The sequence below is a fragment of the Burkholderia sp. PvR073 genome (assembly GCF_054055695.1).
Window position 1 is genome coordinate 1 of the sequence record NZ_JBSRXO010000007.1, and the last position, 16,169, is coordinate 16,169.

Annotated in this window: 18 protein-coding genes; 6 read left to right on the plus strand and 12 right to left on the minus strand. The window is 67.6% G+C overall.

Features of this window, described 5'->3' with window-relative positions:
• Positions 1-317 precede the first annotated feature (317 nt).
• Positions 318-806 carry an aminoacyl-tRNA deacylase gene (locus ACVK00_RS20810; RefSeq protein WP_166723561.1) on the minus strand — a complete coding sequence of 163 codons (489 nt, stop codon included), beginning with the start codon at positions 804-806 and terminating at the stop codon, positions 318-320.
• Between the two features lie 452 nt (positions 807-1,258).
• On the opposite strand from ACVK00_RS20810, the gene ACVK00_RS20815 reads away from it, so the two are divergent.
• Positions 1,259-1,546, plus strand: a complete 288-nt coding sequence (locus ACVK00_RS20815; protein ID WP_011656925.1) for a YciI-like protein — start codon at positions 1,259-1,261, stop codon at positions 1,544-1,546.
• A 9-nt stretch (positions 1,547-1,555) separates the two neighbouring features.
• Here ACVK00_RS20815 and corA read toward each other — a convergent pair whose 3' ends face one another.
• A complete protein-coding gene (gene corA / locus ACVK00_RS20820) occupies positions 1,556-2,533 on the minus strand; it encodes a magnesium/cobalt transporter CorA (protein WP_228904267.1) in 978 nt (325 codons plus the stop codon).
• A 177-nt stretch (positions 2,534-2,710) separates the two neighbouring features.
• Here corA and cydX point away from each other — a divergent pair, with 177 nt between their 5' ends.
• Positions 2,711-2,857, plus strand: coding sequence for a cytochrome bd-I oxidase subunit CydX (gene cydX, locus ACVK00_RS20825; RefSeq protein ID WP_166723559.1), 147 nt, complete (start codon positions 2,711-2,713; stop codon positions 2,855-2,857).
• Positions 2,854-3,471, plus strand: coding sequence for an AAA family ATPase (locus ACVK00_RS20830; protein WP_175679824.1), 618 nt, complete (start codon positions 2,854-2,856; stop codon positions 3,469-3,471). Before cydX ends, ACVK00_RS20830 begins: the two co-directional genes overlap by 4 nt.
• Positions 3,472-3,577: 106 nt before the next feature.
• Here ACVK00_RS20830 and ACVK00_RS20835 read toward each other — a convergent pair whose 3' ends face one another.
• Entirely contained in the window at positions 3,578-4,678 is a 1,101-nt protein-coding gene (locus ACVK00_RS20835) for a saccharopine dehydrogenase family protein (protein WP_228904268.1), read from the minus strand.
• A gap of 435 nt (positions 4,679-5,113) precedes the next feature.
• Positions 5,114-5,578 (minus strand): Lrp/AsnC family transcriptional regulator, encoded by a 465-nt coding sequence (locus ACVK00_RS20840; protein ID WP_006755043.1) that lies wholly within the window; start codon positions 5,576-5,578, stop codon positions 5,114-5,116.
• Positions 5,579-5,930: 352 nt separating this feature from the next.
• Between ACVK00_RS20840 and ACVK00_RS20845 the strand changes: the two genes are divergently transcribed.
• Complete coding sequence (locus ACVK00_RS20845) at positions 5,931-6,476, plus strand: Spy/CpxP family protein refolding chaperone (protein ID WP_166723556.1); 546 nt, start codon at positions 5,931-5,933, stop codon at positions 6,474-6,476.
• Between the two features lie 128 nt (positions 6,477-6,604).
• The gene (locus tag ACVK00_RS20850) at positions 6,605-7,036 is read left to right on the plus strand and encodes a PGDYG domain-containing protein (protein WP_354122975.1); all 432 of its coding nucleotides are present in this window, start codon (positions 6,605-6,607) and stop codon (positions 7,034-7,036) included.
• A gap of 48 nt (positions 7,037-7,084) precedes the next feature.
• Here ACVK00_RS20850 and ACVK00_RS20855 read toward each other — a convergent pair whose 3' ends face one another.
• From ACVK00_RS20855 to ACVK00_RS20890, 8 genes are all read right to left on the minus strand, one after another.
• Complete coding sequence (locus tag ACVK00_RS20855; RefSeq protein WP_284890883.1) at positions 7,085-7,447, minus strand: DUF3022 domain-containing protein; 363 nt, start codon at positions 7,445-7,447, stop codon at positions 7,085-7,087.
• A 13-nt stretch (positions 7,448-7,460) separates the two neighbouring features.
• Positions 7,461-8,249: a YhfC family intramembrane metalloprotease gene (locus tag ACVK00_RS20860; protein ID WP_284890882.1), complete on the minus strand. Its 789-nt coding sequence runs from the start codon at positions 8,247-8,249 to the stop codon at positions 7,461-7,463.
• 54 nt (positions 8,250-8,303) lie between these two features.
• Positions 8,304-9,347: a LacI family DNA-binding transcriptional regulator gene (locus tag ACVK00_RS20865; RefSeq protein ID WP_284890881.1), complete on the minus strand. Its 1,044-nt coding sequence runs from the start codon at positions 9,345-9,347 to the stop codon at positions 8,304-8,306.
• A gap of 322 nt (positions 9,348-9,669) precedes the next feature.
• Positions 9,670-10,635, minus strand: coding sequence for an NAD(P)-dependent oxidoreductase (locus ACVK00_RS20870; protein ID WP_284890880.1), 966 nt, complete (start codon positions 10,633-10,635; stop codon positions 9,670-9,672).
• A gap of 5 nt (positions 10,636-10,640) precedes the next feature.
• Positions 10,641-11,921: an MFS transporter gene (locus tag ACVK00_RS20875; RefSeq protein WP_166725619.1), complete on the minus strand. Its 1,281-nt coding sequence runs from the start codon at positions 11,919-11,921 to the stop codon at positions 10,641-10,643.
• 163 nt (positions 11,922-12,084) lie between these two features.
• Positions 12,085-13,077: a sugar kinase gene (locus ACVK00_RS20880; protein WP_284890879.1), complete on the minus strand. Its 993-nt coding sequence runs from the start codon at positions 13,075-13,077 to the stop codon at positions 12,085-12,087.
• A 28-nt stretch (positions 13,078-13,105) separates the two neighbouring features.
• On the minus strand, positions 13,106-13,870 hold the full coding sequence (locus ACVK00_RS20885) for a sugar phosphate isomerase/epimerase (RefSeq protein ID WP_284890878.1): 765 nt from the start codon (positions 13,868-13,870) through the stop codon (positions 13,106-13,108).
• Between the two features lie 163 nt (positions 13,871-14,033).
• Complete coding sequence (locus tag ACVK00_RS20890) at positions 14,034-14,927, minus strand: LysR family transcriptional regulator (RefSeq protein WP_175735541.1); 894 nt, start codon at positions 14,925-14,927, stop codon at positions 14,034-14,036.
• A gap of 111 nt (positions 14,928-15,038) precedes the next feature.
• On the opposite strand from ACVK00_RS20890, the gene ACVK00_RS20895 reads away from it, so the two are divergent.
• Positions 15,039-16,106, plus strand: coding sequence for a YeiH family protein (locus tag ACVK00_RS20895; protein ID WP_284890877.1), 1,068 nt, complete (start codon positions 15,039-15,041; stop codon positions 16,104-16,106).
• The last annotated feature ends 63 nt before the right edge of the window (positions 16,107-16,169 follow it).

A 16,169-nucleotide genomic window follows, 5' to 3' on the forward strand; every position in this document is an offset into this window, starting at 1 on the left:
CCGGCGCCGGACACCCGGCGGCCGTTCAGCTTACGCGGCACGAAAGCGGACATTTCTATGTAGCCAAAAGCGGACATTTCAATCTAGCCATTACAAAATTTAATGTCGATAATTCACCTTATGTCAAATCAAGAATTCACCCGAAAACACCTCTGAAATCCCGGCCAACCGCCGCCGCAATCCCGCCTCACCGGCCGCCTCCAGCCCCGTTTTCCAAGCAAAAACCGATCTGGACAAAATCAATCGCCCACGATTTCCCCGACGGCCGCCCACCAGACGCCGTCTCCATCCACCGCAAACCGCCCGCATCACGACGATCAGGAAACCCACATTCCCTGCATCTTGTGCGAGAAATGCGCGCGCTCGGCCGTCTCCATCAGCGACAGGAATTCGTCCTGCGTCATGTGGATCAGCGCTTCGTGGTCGCCGGCCTCGAAATACACTTCCGGCTGCTGCGCGAGATGTTCCTCGAGGAACGTCTTCATCCCGTACGCCATGCATACCGGCGGCAACGCGCCCAGGTCGCAATCCTTGAACAGTTCGCGCAGTTCGATTTCCCTGGCGAGCACGAGATGGCGGCCGGTCTGGACCCAGAGGTCCGACAATCGCACCGCGTGCGATGTCGGCAGCACGGCGGCGACGTAGCCTTCGTCGTCCTCGAGCAGCACGGTTTTCGCGAGGCGATCGCCGGGGATATGCGCGGCGGCGGCCGTCTCCATGCTGGTATGGCTATACGGGTGGTACACGACTTCGTACCGCGATGACTTCTGGCGCAGGCAATCCTGCAGGGTGGCTGATACAGGCATGGCACACCTCGTCTGGGCGAATCGGGCGAACGAAGTTCGCTCCGGATTTGTCCAGCATAGGTCGCATTGCGGCCAATGGAAACGCCTTCCCGCGGCACCCCGTACGGACGGCCCCACACCCGGCTTCGGCCCCTTTTCCGATCACGCGACCGCCCTCGCCGGCATGTGAAATTCGGGCCCGGAATGCGCGTCCATACGCTTGCCGAACCCACCTTGCCTGAAGACCAAACCTGCGATACGCCATGCGGCGCGATGACGCAAACTCATGCGACGGCGGATCGGCATTAGACCGTTAGTTGCATTTAAGGGAAAGGTATCGAAATGCCGAACTCATCCCGGACAGCCGCCAGGGTTCGGCAACCCGCCACAAGCCGCCCCGACAAAGATCGGCCCGCGCCCTATACTGAGCCCAAGCGCCCGCCATCCCGCGGCGGCCGATTCCGGGAGCGACCATGCATTACCAGCTGATCTACGAACTCGTCGACGATTACCTGTCCCGGCGCGAGCAGTACCGCGCCGAGCACCTCGCGCTCGCGAAGGCGGCAACCGAACGCGGCGAGCTAGTACTCGCCGGCGCGCTGCAGGATCCGTCCGACCAGGCCGTGCTCGTGTTCGAAGGCGATTCGCCGGAAGCCGCCGAATCGTTCGCGCGCGCCGATCCGTACGTGCAGAACGGCCTCGTCAAGTCGTGGCGCGTGCGGCCGTGGCGCGTCGTGGTCGGCAAGCACGCACCGCACTAGCCATCGCGGCTACAGCCACCCCGCCCGCTTGAAGCGCCACCACAGCGCGAGATCGGCCGCGACCATCACCGCGATGCAGCCGTAGAAGCCGTACTTGAGGTGCAGTTCGGGCATGTTCGCGAAGTTCATCCCATAGATGCCGGCGATCATCGTCGGTATCGCGAACAGCGCGGCGAACGAGCCGAGCCGCTTGGTCACCTCGTTCTCCGCGAGCGAGATCATCCCGAGGTTGACCTGGACCGCGGTCACGACCATCTCACGCCGCCCTTCGATCGTCTTCACGATCCGCTGCAGGTGGTCGTACACGTCGCGGAAGTAATGCTCCATGCCGCTGCAGACCTGCGGAATGCGGCCGCCGGTGAGCTTCGCGAGCGGCTCCATCAGCGGCGCCGTGTGCTGGTGCAGCATCACGAGCCGGCGTTTCAGCGAATAGAGATCCTCGATGATCGCCCGCGACGACGCGAGCGTGGCCTTCGCGAAGATGCGATCCTCGAGTTCCTCGAGCTCGTTGCCGAGCGTCTCGAGGATCGGGAAATAGCGGTCGACGACCTGGTCCATCAACGCATAGAACACGAACGCCGACCCCTCCTGCAGCAGATGCGGCTCGCGCTCGCAGCGCTTGCGCACCGCGCGGAAATCCTGCTCGGTATGATTGCGGATCGACAGCACGTAGTTCGGGCCGACGAACACGTTCAGCTCGCCGACATTGAATTCGCCGTCGCCATCGAACTCGACCGTATGCAGCACCGCGAACAGCGAATCGCCGTACTCCTCGATTTTCGGGCGCTGATGCCCCTTGCGGGCATCCTCGAGCGCGAGCTCGTGCAGCGCGAACTCCTCGCCCATCAGGTCGATCTCTTCCGGTGTCGGATCCTTCAGGGCGACCCACACGAAACACTCGGGCTTCGACACGTAGTCGCTGATGGCGTCGATATCGATGTCGGCCAGCTTGCGGCCGTCCTGGTATGCAGCACAATTGATCAGCATGGTGTCTCTAATGTTGCGGTTTTCGCACCAGTTTACCGGTTTGGCGCGCGGGCGGCCCGCCTTGCGCGGTGCGCCGATATTGGTCATGATCGGAGTGCCTGCGCCGCAGCACGCGCGGCACCGCTTCGGCAGACGCACGGCACGGCTGTGCGGCCCAACCATCAAGGAGACAGGCCCATGTGGTATTTCTCGTGGATACTCGGCATCGGCGTGGCGCTCGGCTTCGGCATCATCAACGCGATGTGGCTGGAGGCGGAAGTGTTCTCGCGCGACGACAAGCGCACCGGCGCAGCGCGCTCGGGCTCGGGGAGCCGCTATTCGTGACGCATCTGGTGTTCTTCTGCGGTCATGCCGGCACCGGCAAGACCACGCTCGCGAAGCGGCTGATCGGGCCGCTGATGCGCGCCACCGGCGAGGCCTTCTGCCTGCTCGACAAGGACACGCTCTACGGCCGCTACAGCTCGGCCGCGATGGGCGCCCTCACCTCCGATCCGAACGATCGCGACAGCCCGCTCTACCTGAAGCATCTGCGCGATCCCGAATATCAGGGCCTGCTCGACACGGCGCGCGAGAATCTCGCGCTCGGCATCGGCGCGCTCGTGGTCGGCCCGCTGTCGCGCGAAGTGCGTGACCGGCGCATCCTCGACCGCGCCTGGCTCGGCATCGGGCCGGACATCGCGCTGACGGTCGTCTGGGTGCATACGGCGGAAGACGTGGCGCACCAGCGGATCGTCGCGCGCGGCAACCCGAACGACGCGTACAAGCTCGCGCACTGGGACGAATACCGGCAACGCCGCTTCGTGCCGACCGGCCATGAATGCGACGGCATCGTGATGTTCGACAACACCGCGCCGTCCGACGCGGACATCGATGCGCTGCTGTACCGCATCGTGCCGCCGGCGCCGCAGGCAACGATGGTCCCGCCGCTGCCCGCCTGAGCGGCACGCACCGCCCCGCTCCTTTCCGCTTCGACCCGCCTCAAAAAACAACGCCGGAAGCGCTGTTGCGCTCCCGGCGTTGCACGGCCCTCGTGCCGGAGATCCGTCAGGCGACTTCGTGCACGCGCTCCATCGTGCCGCCTTCGTACAGCTTGCCGAAGCGGTTCGACAGGAACGCCTTCAGCGACACCTTTTCCTGCGGAATGAAACCGCTCTGCGGCAGCTTCTTTTCGCGGAACAGATCCAGCACCGCGCACATCGCGCCGGCCGTCGTGATCTGGATCGCGCTCATGTGCATGCCGCACACGTCCTTCGCGAAAATCTTGCGCGTGAACACGTCCTGCACGAGCTGGCCATCCTTCACGCCCGTTACCGTGACGAACACGAGCACAACGTCCTGCTTCGTCGACGGCACCGCGCGGCGCATGATCGACTTCAGCGTGTCGCGGTCGCTCGCCAGGCGCAGGTCCTCGAGCAGGAACTGCACGAGTTCGCGGTGACCCGGATAGCGCACCGACTTGTAGTCGAGCGTCTCGACCTTGCCCGACAGCGTCTCGCACAGCGTGCCCAGGCCGCCCGACGTGTTGAACGCCTCGTATTCGGTGCCGTCGAGCGAGAAGTGCTCGAGGCCTTCGAGCGGCTGCACCCACTGCTTGCGGCCATCGCGGATCGCTTCGCACGGCTGGCAGTATTCGTTGATCAGGCCGTCGACGCTCCACGTCAGGTTGTACTTCAGCGCGTTGGTCGGATACTCGGGCAGCGCGCCGACGCGCATCTTCACGTCGCGCACTTCGCTGAAGCCGTTCACGAGCTCGTGTGCGGCGATGCCGATGAAGCCCGGTGCGAGGCCGCACTGCGGCATGAACGCACGGTCCGAACCGTCGGCCAGTTCGCGGATCGCGTGGGTGGCGCGCACGTCCTCGGTCAGGTCGAAGTAATGGACGCCGGCCGCCTTGGCCGCCGCGGCGACGTTGACCGCGAGGTAGTACGGCAGCGCGTTGACGAGCGCATCGAAGCCCTTCACGGCTTCACGAATCGCATTGGCGTCGGCCGAATCGACGCGTTGCGTCGCGATGCCTTCACGCGACAGCTTGGCGAGCGCATCCGCATCGCGGTCGAACGCGACGACCTCGTAGTCGCCCGTTTCACGCAGCATGTGAGCAATGGTGTGACCGATCAGACCTGCGCCGACGATGGCGATTTTCATGCGCTTATCTCCTGAGGATGGGTTTGGTGTTGGTGTACGGCGTCGAGCCATGAACACAGTTTAGGGACGCGCAAAATCAGTTCCAAGACGAAGAATGATGCGAAACGACCTATAAATTCGACGAAATGACGATGCATTTCGTCACAACGACCAAATCGTCTAAAAATTGCATCGATGACGGCCCGCAAACGGGCCGCCATCGATGCGTCTGGACGGAGAGAAAGAAGCGGGCAAAGCGGGACAGGCGCCAAGCGAAGGAATCGTTACGCGTGTGCAGGCCGGCATTCGACCCGACGACGCTCGCGTGACGATGCGCGAGACAACGCCCCGCCTTGCGGCGAACGCAAACGGCGGGGGTTCAAGAGAAGGTAAAGGAGCAACAACCTGCGCGACGAATCACGCCGCGGCGTCACGCGCGACGCCGCACGCGGCGCATCATCCGCCGATCGTGCCGCGATCGATCTTGCGCGACAGAATGATCGACGTCGTCGTGCGCTCGACGCCCTCGAGCGTGCCGATCTGGTCGAGCAGGTCGTTGAGCCGCTCCGGCGAATCGGCACGCAGCCACGCGACATAGTCGTATTCACCGCTCACCGCGCACAGCAGCTGCACTTCGGGCATCCGGTCGAGCCGGCGCAACACGTCCTTGCCGAACTTCGGCGTGAGGATGATGCCGACATACGCGTAAATGCTCGCATCGAGCACGTCCTGCCCGAGCCGCACGCTGTACCCGGCGATCACGTTCGTGCGCTCGAGCCGCGCGATGCGCGCGACGACCGTCGTGCGGGCGACGTCGAGCTGTCGCGCGAGATCGGCAACGCTTGCGCGCGCATCCGCTTGCAGCAGCGCAACGAGTTGTCGGTCGAGGTCGTCGAGTTGGTCGAGGCGAGGTGGACGCATGAGGCTGGGCCGGCGGCAGCGCGCCGGCGAAATGGAACGTGACGCGATGATAGCGCCGAACGCCGGTGCGCCCAAACGGCGTCGCACGCCTTCACGGGCTCACGCGTTCGCACCGCTCTCCTCGCTCGCATGCGACGCACGGGGTGCCGACACACACAACCGAACGCCATCGACCGCCGCCCGTCCGCGATGTCCGTTTCCTTTCAATTTCGATTCGTTTCGGATGTAAGCAAGTGTCGCTTTCACTGCCGCGTGACACGCAACGTGCTACTAATAGCAGGCGACGCGAGATGCGTGCTCGCGGCACAGGCCGCGGCGCCCGCTCGCACGACACCACCCCGGAGAGCCAACCATGAAGAAAATCTCGCTCACCCTCGCGATGCTCGCCGTTGCAGCAGGCGCATTCGCGCAAACGCCGCCGCAACCGCAGACGCCCGCCCCGGCGACGGCAGCGGCCGCGTCGGCGCCGAGCGCCGAACAACGCGCGGCACGCCGCGAAGCGCGCATCGAGCAGCGCATCAAATACCTGCACGATCAGCTGAAGATCACGTCGGCACAGGAGCCGCAATGGAAGACGTTCGCCGACACGATGCGCGAGAACGGTGAAACGATGGGTCACCTGTATCGCGCACGGATGGAAAGCCACAACGTGTCCGCGGTCGACGACATGAAGCAGTACGCGGAACTCGCGCAGGCGAACGCGGACGGCGCGAAGAAGCTCGCCGACGCATTCGCGCCGCTCTACCAGAGCTTCCCGGCCGAACAGAAGGCACTGGCCGACACGACGTTCCGCAGCTGGCTGCACCATGGCGGCGAACATCGCGGCACGGGCAAGGCCAAGAACAAGGAAGGCAAGGCAGCCGCCGCGCCGGCCGCAAGCGCACCCGCGCAACCCTGACGTCCGCCTCGCCGGCGCCGCGTTGCCCGGACGGGCGAACGGCGTCGCGCATCCCGCGGGATTTCGGCGCGTCACACGGCGCGCCGGATTCGGGATAAGCTCCCGGCTTTTCCCGCACTTCCCCCGCCATGCTCGAACTCAAGCACATCGATCTGCGTACCGACCCGCAGGCCCGTCACGTCGTCAAGGACGAAACCGTCACGGTCGCCTTCGCGGCTGCCGACGGCGAACTGATGAGCCTCGAGGGCCCGAACCGCTATGTCGCGGGCGACGCACTGATCACAGGCTCGACCGGCGACCGCTGGGTCGTGTCGCGCGCACGCTTCGACGCGAAGTACCTGCCCGCCGACCCGGCGCTCGCGCACGGCACGCCGGGCGCGTACCGGAACCGGCCGGCCGTCGTGCTCGCCCGCCGCATGGACGAGCCGTTCACGATCGCCCGCTCGGAAAACGGCGACACGCTGCGCGGTGTCACCGGCGACTGGGTGATGCAGTATGCGCCGGGCGACTACGGTGTCGTGCAGGCGCAGCGTTTCGCGCAGGTCTACCGCGACGCATGACGCACCGCAGCAGCGCGACGCCGGCCTCGCGCCGGCGCGCGCTCACGTTCACGCGAAGTCTTCGTCGAGTTCGAGTTCCGCGTCACGCTCGATGGCCTCGCCGGCCGCGTGGCGCTCCTCGAGCGAGCCCAGCATCGCTTCCGTGTACGCATGCAGCACCGCATGGCTGCGGGCACGCTGCATCGGCTTGAGCGCCAGATAGCGCGCCAGCGCGGCCGGCACGATGCGGATGTCGAGCGTCATCCGTTTCGGCGCGGAGCCGAAACGCATCGCAAGCCAGTGCACGGACAGGAACCGCCCGCGCTCGTCGCTGGTTTCGGCAAAGCGCGTCTGCTCCGGAAAGAGATCGCAGATCACGCGCGCGAGCGCGTCGAATTCGGCGCTCTGGCATTCGATCAGATAGTCGTCCATCCCGTCTCTCCCGTCAGACAGCCGTACGCGGTGACCGGTACGCCTTCACCAGCACGACGACCAGGATCGCGGCCAGCACGAAATACCCGGCCTCGACCCAGGCGGGCGGCAGCACGCGCACCTGGTACAGCAGCGCCGGCGCCGCCGCCAGTGCATGCAGCACGATCGCGAGCGGCAGCACGCCCGCGCGGCCGGCGCGCACGCCGCGCCAGACCAGCACCGACAGCGCGAGCTGCAGCACGAACGCCGCACAGCGCTCGAGCAGCAACAGCAGGATCGACTGTGCCGACAGCGTCGCCAGCATCACGTGCAGCCGCACGACGGTATCGCCGGGGAGATCCGCGAGCTGCGTCTCGAGCTGCCCGCGGCTCGCGAGCCACGCGAGATACGACCACTGACCCCATACGAGCACGCCGACGAACCAGGCTTCGGCACCGGCATGGCCGATCCCGTAGCCAATCCCGCGCCCGTCGCCGGCCGACGCGCCGTAGCGGCGGTTCAGGATCCGCATCCCGAGATAGCGGCCGACTTCCTCGAACACGGCGGTGGCGAGCGCGCTGTACGCGACGAACGCGAGCGGCTGCGTGAGCCAGCCGCCGGCGGGTGTCTGGCTCAGCACGAGGCCATGGAACGCGCGTTCGACGATCATCGCGAACAGCGTGAAGACGGCGACGCCGACGATCGTGTCGCGGCGGTCGAGCGCAAGCGGCTTGCGCAGGATACGGAAGAGAACGAACGGCAGTAGCGCGATGATCAGCGTGGCGGCGATCAGCACCGCCAGCGTGACGGGAGCGACAGTCATGAATTTCCTTGTTCGGGGCAGCGCACCTGGCGCGCTGCGTGCCCCGAATGATACTCAGCTTGCGGTCGACGCGCGCGCAATCAGCTCGCCGGGCAGCATCGCGACGCGCACGTCGCCGGCCGCGCCGTCGATGCGCTCGTGCACGAATTCGACGGCCTTGTAGCCGATCTCGTAGGTCGGCTGGCGGATTGTCGTGATGCCGATCAGTTCGGCCCATTCCGGATCGTCGATCGACAGCAGCGCGGCCTTCTCCTGCCACGCGGCGCCGAAACGCGCGCGCAGATGGCGCGCGATCGCGAGCGCGACCGGCGCATTCGCGGCGAACAGCGCCGCACGCACGCCGCGTCGCGTCGCGTCGTCGAGGCGCGCGTCGAGGTCGGCGAGCGCCGCGGCGGCCGCCGCCGGCTCGTTCAGGTCGAGCACGACCGTCGGCGGCACCGGCAGCCCGCGCGCGTCGAGCGCCGCGCGGAACGCGGCCTCGCGCAGGCGCCGCGAGCTGACGCGCTCGAACGGCTGCACGACGAAATGGATCGCATCGAAGCCGCGCGCGACCAGGTGCGCGAGCGCCGTCTCGATCGCATCGGTGTTGTCGAGCCCGATCAGGTCGGCCTCGAAGCCCTCGACCGTCCGGTCGACGAGCACGGCCGGAATGCCGGCGCCGCGCAGCGGGCGCAGCACGTCTTCATCGGCGCCGAGCGCGTTGACGATCAGCCCTTCGACCCGGTAGGTCGTGAGCAGCTGCAGGAAGCGCCGCTCCATCTCGACTTCGTTCGCCGCGTGACAGATGAGCGGCATGTAGCCAAGCGCGTGGCACGCGGCCTCGACGCCCTGCAGCACTTCGATGGTGTACGGATTGGTCAGGTCGGCCGCGAGCATGCCGAGCAGCCGGTTGCGGCCGCGCTTCAGCCCGCGCGCCATCTGGTTCGGCCGGTAGTTCAGGCGCGCGATCGCCGTCTCGATCCGCTGGCGCAGATCGGCGGACAGCACGTGCGTCTCGCCGTTCAGATAGCGCGACACGCTGGTCTTGCCCGTGCCGGCTTCGCGTGCGACGTCGCTGATCGTCGCGGGACGCTGCGTGGAAGGTTGCGAATCGCTCAAGTCGTGCCTCGCGACGTACGATCCGCGCCGCTTCGTGTGCGGACGGACCTTTGTTGTTGGATACGAAAGCCACCGGGCGGACGCCGCCGATCCCCTGCCGCGCGCGCGCCCGAAGCCGGCGCACTCGCGCCCGCCCCGGTCACCTGAAACGCATGGCGATCGGCCGCACCCGACCTGGCACGGATGCCCGTCGCCGAACGCTGCCGGCCGCGTGGCCGGGTCATCGATGCAACGAGCGGGCGATCATAACGCAGCCTGCCCTCCCGCACCAAGACCATCGACTCTAACCGCGCCTGAGGCCCCGCCGGCCGGCCCGCGCCGGTCAGGCGTGCGCGAGCGCGTCGGGATTGACGAGATTCGTGCGCAGCGTGCCGGCCAGCGCGCCGACCAGGTTTTCCGCGGCGCAGCGCGCCATCGCATGGCGCGTCTCGTGCGTCGCCGAGCCGATATGCGGCAGCGCGACCACGTTGTTCATCCGCAGCAGCGGCGAATCCGCCGGCAACGGCTCCTTCTCGAACACGTCGAGCCCCGCGCCGCGGATCGTGCCCGCGCGCAGCGCGTCGATCAGCGCGGCCTCGTCGACCACCGGCCCGCGCGACGCGTTGATCAGGATCGCGCCGCGCTTCATCTTCGTGAATTCGGCCGCGCCGATCAGGTGATGCGTTTGCGGCGACAGCGGCACCTGCAGGCACACGAAATCCGACTGCGCGAGCAACGCGTCGAGCGTCACGCGGCGCGCGCCGTACTGCGTCTCGGCTTCGGCGTGCGCGGAACGGTTCGTGTACAGCACCTGCATCCGGAAACCGAGCGCCGCGCGGCGCGCGACGGCGCCGCCGATCCGCCCGAGCCCGACGATGCCGAGCGTCTTGCCCTGCACGTCGGTGCCGTACAGATCGGGGCCGATGCTGCGATGCCAGTGGCCGGCCTTCACCCACTCCGCCAGTTCGACCACGCGCCGCGCGGACGCCAGGATCAGCGAGAACACGGTGTCGGCGGTCGATTCGGTCAGCACGTCGGGGGTATGCGCGAGCACGATCCCGCGCCGCGTGAGATCCGCGACGTCGAAGTTGTCGTAGCCGACCGAAATCGTCGACCAGGCCTTCAGCTTCGGCGCGCGATCGAGCATCTGCGGCGTGACCTTCAGGCTCGCGCCGATCGCGCCGTGCACGTCGCCCAACGCATCGGCGAGCGCGGCGGGGCCGTCGGCCTGCACGACGTCCGCATGCTCGCGCAGGTACGCGAGAACATCATCGGGCAACGGCTTGTACGCGACGATACGAGGCTTCATCGTTTTCATTTTCCTTGCAGCGGCGCCGCGAGCGAGTGCGCATCGCGCGCCTGGGGTTTGACGGACAGCGTGAGGATCACCGCGGCGACGAGCGCGGCGCTCATGAACGCATACGACGCGACGGGCGACCCGGTCGCACCGTTCAGGTAGCCGACGAAATACGAGCCGACGAACGAGCCGAGCGCGCCCATGCTGTTGATCAGCGCCATCGCGCCGCCGGCGACGTTCTTCGGCAGCAGTTCCGGGACGATCGCGAAGAACGGGCCGTACGGCGCGTACATCGCGGCGCCCGCGACGACCAGGAGCGCATACGAGATCCAGAAATGCGACGAGCCGAGCGCATACGACGCGGCGAACGCAGCCGCACCGATCAGCAGGAACGGCCATACGAAGCCGCGGCGCGAGCCGACCTTGTCGGACGCCCACGACGCAACCAGCATCGCGATCGTCGCCGCGAGGTACGGCAGCGCCGACAGCCAGCCGGTCGCGACCATCCCGAGCTCGGACCCGTTCTTCACGATCGACGGCAGCCACAGCACGAAGCCGTACACGCCGATGCTCCAGCAGAAGTACTGCGCGCACAGCTTGATCACGGCCGGCGAACGGAACGCCTCGCCGTAATTGCGCACCGGCTTGATCGCCGCCTGCTCGGCCGCGAGCACGGCGTCGAGGTCGCGCTTTTCCTGCGCGGTGAGCCACGGCGAATCGGCCGGCTTGTCCTGCACGAGGAACCACCAGCACACGGCCCAGATCACGGCCGGCACGCCTTCGGCGATGAACATGTGGCGCCAGCCGAATTCGTGGACCAGATAGCCCGACACGATCGACATCCACAGCACGGTGACGGGGTTGCCGAGGATCAGGAACGTGTTCGCGCGCGAGCGCTCGCTCTTCGTGAACCAGTTGCTGATGTAGATCAGCATCGCCGGCATCACGGCCGCCTCGACCACGCCGAGCACGAAGCGGATCACCATCAGCGACGGGATGTCGGCGACCACGCCCGTGAGCGCCGCGCAAGCACCCCACAGCACGAGGCTGACGAACACGAGCTTCTTGACGCTGCGGCGCTCCGCATAGATCGCGCCCGGAATCTGGAAGAAGAAGTAGCCGAGGAAGAACAGCGCACCGATCAGCGACGACAGGCCCTTGCTGATCCCGAGGTCCTGGTTGATGCCGGCCGCCGCCGCGAACCCGTAGTTCGCGCGATCGAGGTAGGCAAGGCTGTAGGTGATGAAGACGATCGGCATGATCGTCCACCAGCGTCGGACTGCGAGATTGGCTGCCATCAGAATGTCTCCTAGGTAGATCGGAGTGGCGAGTCGTCGCCTGGCTCCGCTCCCGTCCTGTCGGGAATCGACCGGCCTCGGCGTCTGGTCGCCTCGTCCGGCCTCATGCAAAACCGTGCGTGAAGCACGAAATGGGTCCGCGGATTGTGCCGTGTCCGGCCTCTCATTGCGCGGTGACGGTTTCCTCTAAGCGATCGGCGCGATTGCTGACGTTTTCGAGCTGATCGAGTGCCGCACGGGTCGGCAGGCCTTCCGAATCGCCGATCACCTGGATCGCGAGCGCGCCGATGCGGTTGCCGCGCGCGACAGCCTGCTCGACGGAGCGCCCTTCCAGCAGCGCGCTGACCACGCCGACCGCGAAGCCGTCGCCGGCGCCGACCGTGTCGACCACCTTCGCGACGCGCTCGCCCGCCACCGTGCCCGCGCGGCCGTCGGCCGTGCGGAAATACGCGCCTTCGGCGCCCAGCTTGATCACCACCCCGCGTGCGCCGCGTGCCAGATAGAAGCCCGCAATGTCGGCCGGCGTGTCATGCCCGGTGAGCTGCCGCCCTTCGGCGAGCCCCGGCAGCACCCAGTCCGCGAGCGTCGCGAGCGCGTTCAGCGTCTTCGCCATCACGTCGGCGGACGGCCACAGGGTCGGTCGCAGGTTCGGGTCGAACGAGATCGTCTTGCCGGCCGCACGCATCTCGCGCGCGAGCTGGAACGCCAGCTCGCACGACGTCGCGGAGATCGCCGGCGCGACGCCCGTCAGGTGCAGGTGCCGCGCGCCGAGCACGTAATCGGCGACGTAGTCGTCGCACGACAGGTGGCTCGCGGCCGAGCCCTTGCGGAAATATTCGACGGTCGGGTCGCTGCCGTCGTCGTTGCGCGACTTCAGCTGGAAGCCGGTCGGATAACGCGGATCGACGGTCACGCACGACGCGTCGATGCCTTCGCGCGCGAGCGTGTCGAGCACGTAGGCGCCGAACGAATCACGGCCGACCCGGCTCATCCAGCCGACCCGGAAGCCGAGCCGCGACAGGCCGATCGCGACGTTCAGGTCCGCGCCCGCGATCCGCTTCGTGAATTGCGCGGCGTGCGCGAGGTGGCAGGGCTCGGCGGCGACGAACATCGCCATCGCTTCGCCGTAGGTCACGATATCGAGTGCTGCTTTCATGAGTGAACTCCTCCGTATCCTTCCGGCGTCACGCGGCGACGAGCCACGCGACGCGCCGCCCGGCATCGCCCGCCAGGTCGGCCGCATCGAACGGGAACTCGATGCCGCGCGGCACCGCTTGCGGCAGCGCCGCGAGCACGCCCGTGACGAGCGGATCGCCCGGCGCGGGCGCCACCGCGAAGCGGCGCGCGCCGTCGCCAACGACCGCCTTGCAATGAATGTATTCCACATGCGGCGCGAGCGCGTGCGCACACGCGAGCGGCGCTTCGCCCGGCCACTGCCAGTTGCCGATGTCGAACGTCATGCCCAGTGCATCCGGCGTGCCAGCCTCGGTGAGCGCATCGAACAGCCCGCGGAACTGCGCGAGCGCACCGCCCACCGGCAGTTGGCCGTTCTCGACCACCACGCGGGCACGCGCGCCGCGCGACAGCGCGACGATCTGCGCCGCATGCGCGTCGCCGGCAAAGCCGCCGAGCTGGAACTTGACGAAGCGCGCGCCGAGGGCATCGGCTTCCACGAGCGTGTCGCGCAGCGCGTCGGCGTCGAGCGCGCCGGCTTCCGTGTACAACGTGGCCGGCGTCGAATAGACCGACCACAGCCCGTGCGCGGAGAGTGCCGTGCCGAGCGCGGCCAGCGCGGCGGGCGTCGCGTCGTCGTCGGATGCGAACAGCTCGCGGCGCACCTCGAAGCCGGTCGCGCCGGATGCCGCCGCGGTCGCGAGAAATGCTCGGTGGCCCTCCTGGCGCACACGGTCCATCCCGAATGCGCTCGCCACGATCACGATGTCTGCCATTTCTGCCCTTTTTTCACCGGCATGGAACCGGTTCCATTTGCTTGAGACGGATGGTGCGCTTCGCTGCTGGTGCGCACCATAGAGGAAATCCCTAAGGCTCGCCGTCGCGCGAATCCGGTGGCCGCGCATCTGCGTCCGGCGTTCCCGGCAAGGGTTCGGCTGCTTATCCGGCGTCGTGCGTGAGGCTCATGTCGAGGAACCGGGCGGCCACGCGCGACGGCGCGGCGCCGTGCGGCACCAGAATCGAGAAATGGCGTGTGAGCGGCGCGGGGGCCAGCGAACGCGGGACGAGCGCCGCCTCCTCGTGACGCAGCGACATCGCGGACACGAACCCGACGCCCATCCCCGCACGCACGGCCTCCTTCACGGCCTCGACGCCCGCGATCTCGAACGCGACGCGCATCGGCGCGCCGCCGTGCGCGAACGCGCGTTCGACGAGCTGCCGCACGCCGGAGCCCTCCTCGCGCAGCACGAGCGGATGCGCGGCGAGTGCGTCGAGCGTGACGCCGGCTTCGTACTCGGGCGCAGCGAGCGGATGGCCGGCCGGCACGACCGCGACGATCTCGTCCTCGTGCCACGCATGCACGGCGGTGCCGGGCGGCAGCGCCTCGCCGGGCGGCCCTTCGATCATCGCGATGTCGAGCGACGCGAGCGCGGCGACCACGTCGGCCGTATTGCCGCTCATCGTCTGGATCGTCACCCGCGGCACGCGCGGCTGGAACGCCGCGATCAGGTACGGCAGCAGGTAGCTGGCCGGCGTCGTGCTCGCGCCGATCCGCAGCGTGCCGGCGTCGAGCCCGCGCACGGCGTCGCGAAACGCGCGCGCCTGCGCGAACGTGTCGCGCTGCGCCTTCGCGTACTCCGCGAGCTGTTCGCCGACCGGCGTCAGGCGGATGCCGCGACCGTCGCGCTGGTACAGCAGCTCGCCGAACTCGTCCTGCAGCAGGCGCAGCTGCCCCGACACGGCCGGCTGCGACAGATGCAGCGCCACGGCAGCACGGCTGATGTTCAGATGTTCGGCGACGGCCGCGAACGTTATCAGTTGATCCGGGGTCATGGGATTGAATTATCGGCTTTCCGGATAGTTTATGTCACAAATCACAATTTTTCATATCGATATATCCAAATTAGGATTAGGCCATCACAACAGGCTTTGCCACGGTGCCCCATGTCCACTGCTCCGACTCCCCCTCTCAGCCACGCCGCGCCGTCGATGCGCGGCCAGTTGAACGGCGTGCTGTTCGTCGCGCTGTTCGCCGCCGCCGTCACGAGCCTGTCGCAACTGCCGGCGATCGCCGGGCTCGGCCTGTCGCCGCTGATCGTCGGGATCGTCGCCGGCGCGCTGTACGGCAACGCGCTGCGCGACGGCATGCCCGCGAGCTGGGCGGCCGGCGTCAACTTTTCCGCGCGCAAGCTGCTGCGCATCGCGGTCGCGTTCTTCGGCTTGCGCGTGAGCCTGCAGGAAATCGCGCAGGTTGGCCTGCCGGGCCTGACGGTATCGGTGCTGGTCGTCGTCAGCACGCTCGTGATCGGCACCTGGGTCGGCACGAAGGTGATGAAGCTCGATCGCGACGCGGCGCTGCTGACCGCCGCCGGCAGCGCGATCTGCGGCGCGGCCGCCGTGCTCGCGTTCGAGTCGACGCTGCAGTCGAAGCCGCACCAGAGCGCGATGGCCGTGGGCAGCGTGGTGCTGTTCGGCACGCTGTCGATGTTCCTGTACCCGCTCGCGTATCACGCCGGCCTGCTCGGTCTCGACCCGACCGGCCTCGGCCTGTTCTTCGGCGGCACGATCCACGAGGTCGCGCAAGTGGTCGGCGCGGCGAGCGACATCAGCCCGCAGGTCACGCACGTCGCGACCATCGTGAAGATGACCCGCGTGATGCTGCTGGTGCCGGTGCTGCTCACGCTCGGCTGGTGGCTCGCCCGCTCGGCCAGCGCGAGCGCCGACGGCGCGCAAGGCAAGCGCAAGGTGGCCGTGCCGTGGTTCGCGCTCGGCTTCCTCGGCTTCGTGATCGTCAATTCGCTGAACGTGCTGCCCGCCGATGTCACGCATACGCTGAACCTGCTCGACACCTTCGCGCTGACGATGGCGATGACCGCGCTCGGCATCGAGACCCGCGTGTCGCAGATCCGCGAGGCAGGCCCGCGCGCCCTGACCACCGGCCTGATCCTGTACGTCTGGCTGATCGTCGGCGGTTACGGGATCACCTGGGCCGTGCAGCGCTGCCTTGGCTGAGCCGCACATCCACGCCGCGACACGCGCCGCGCCCGACGGGAAGGTCCCGCGGGCGCGGCGCAG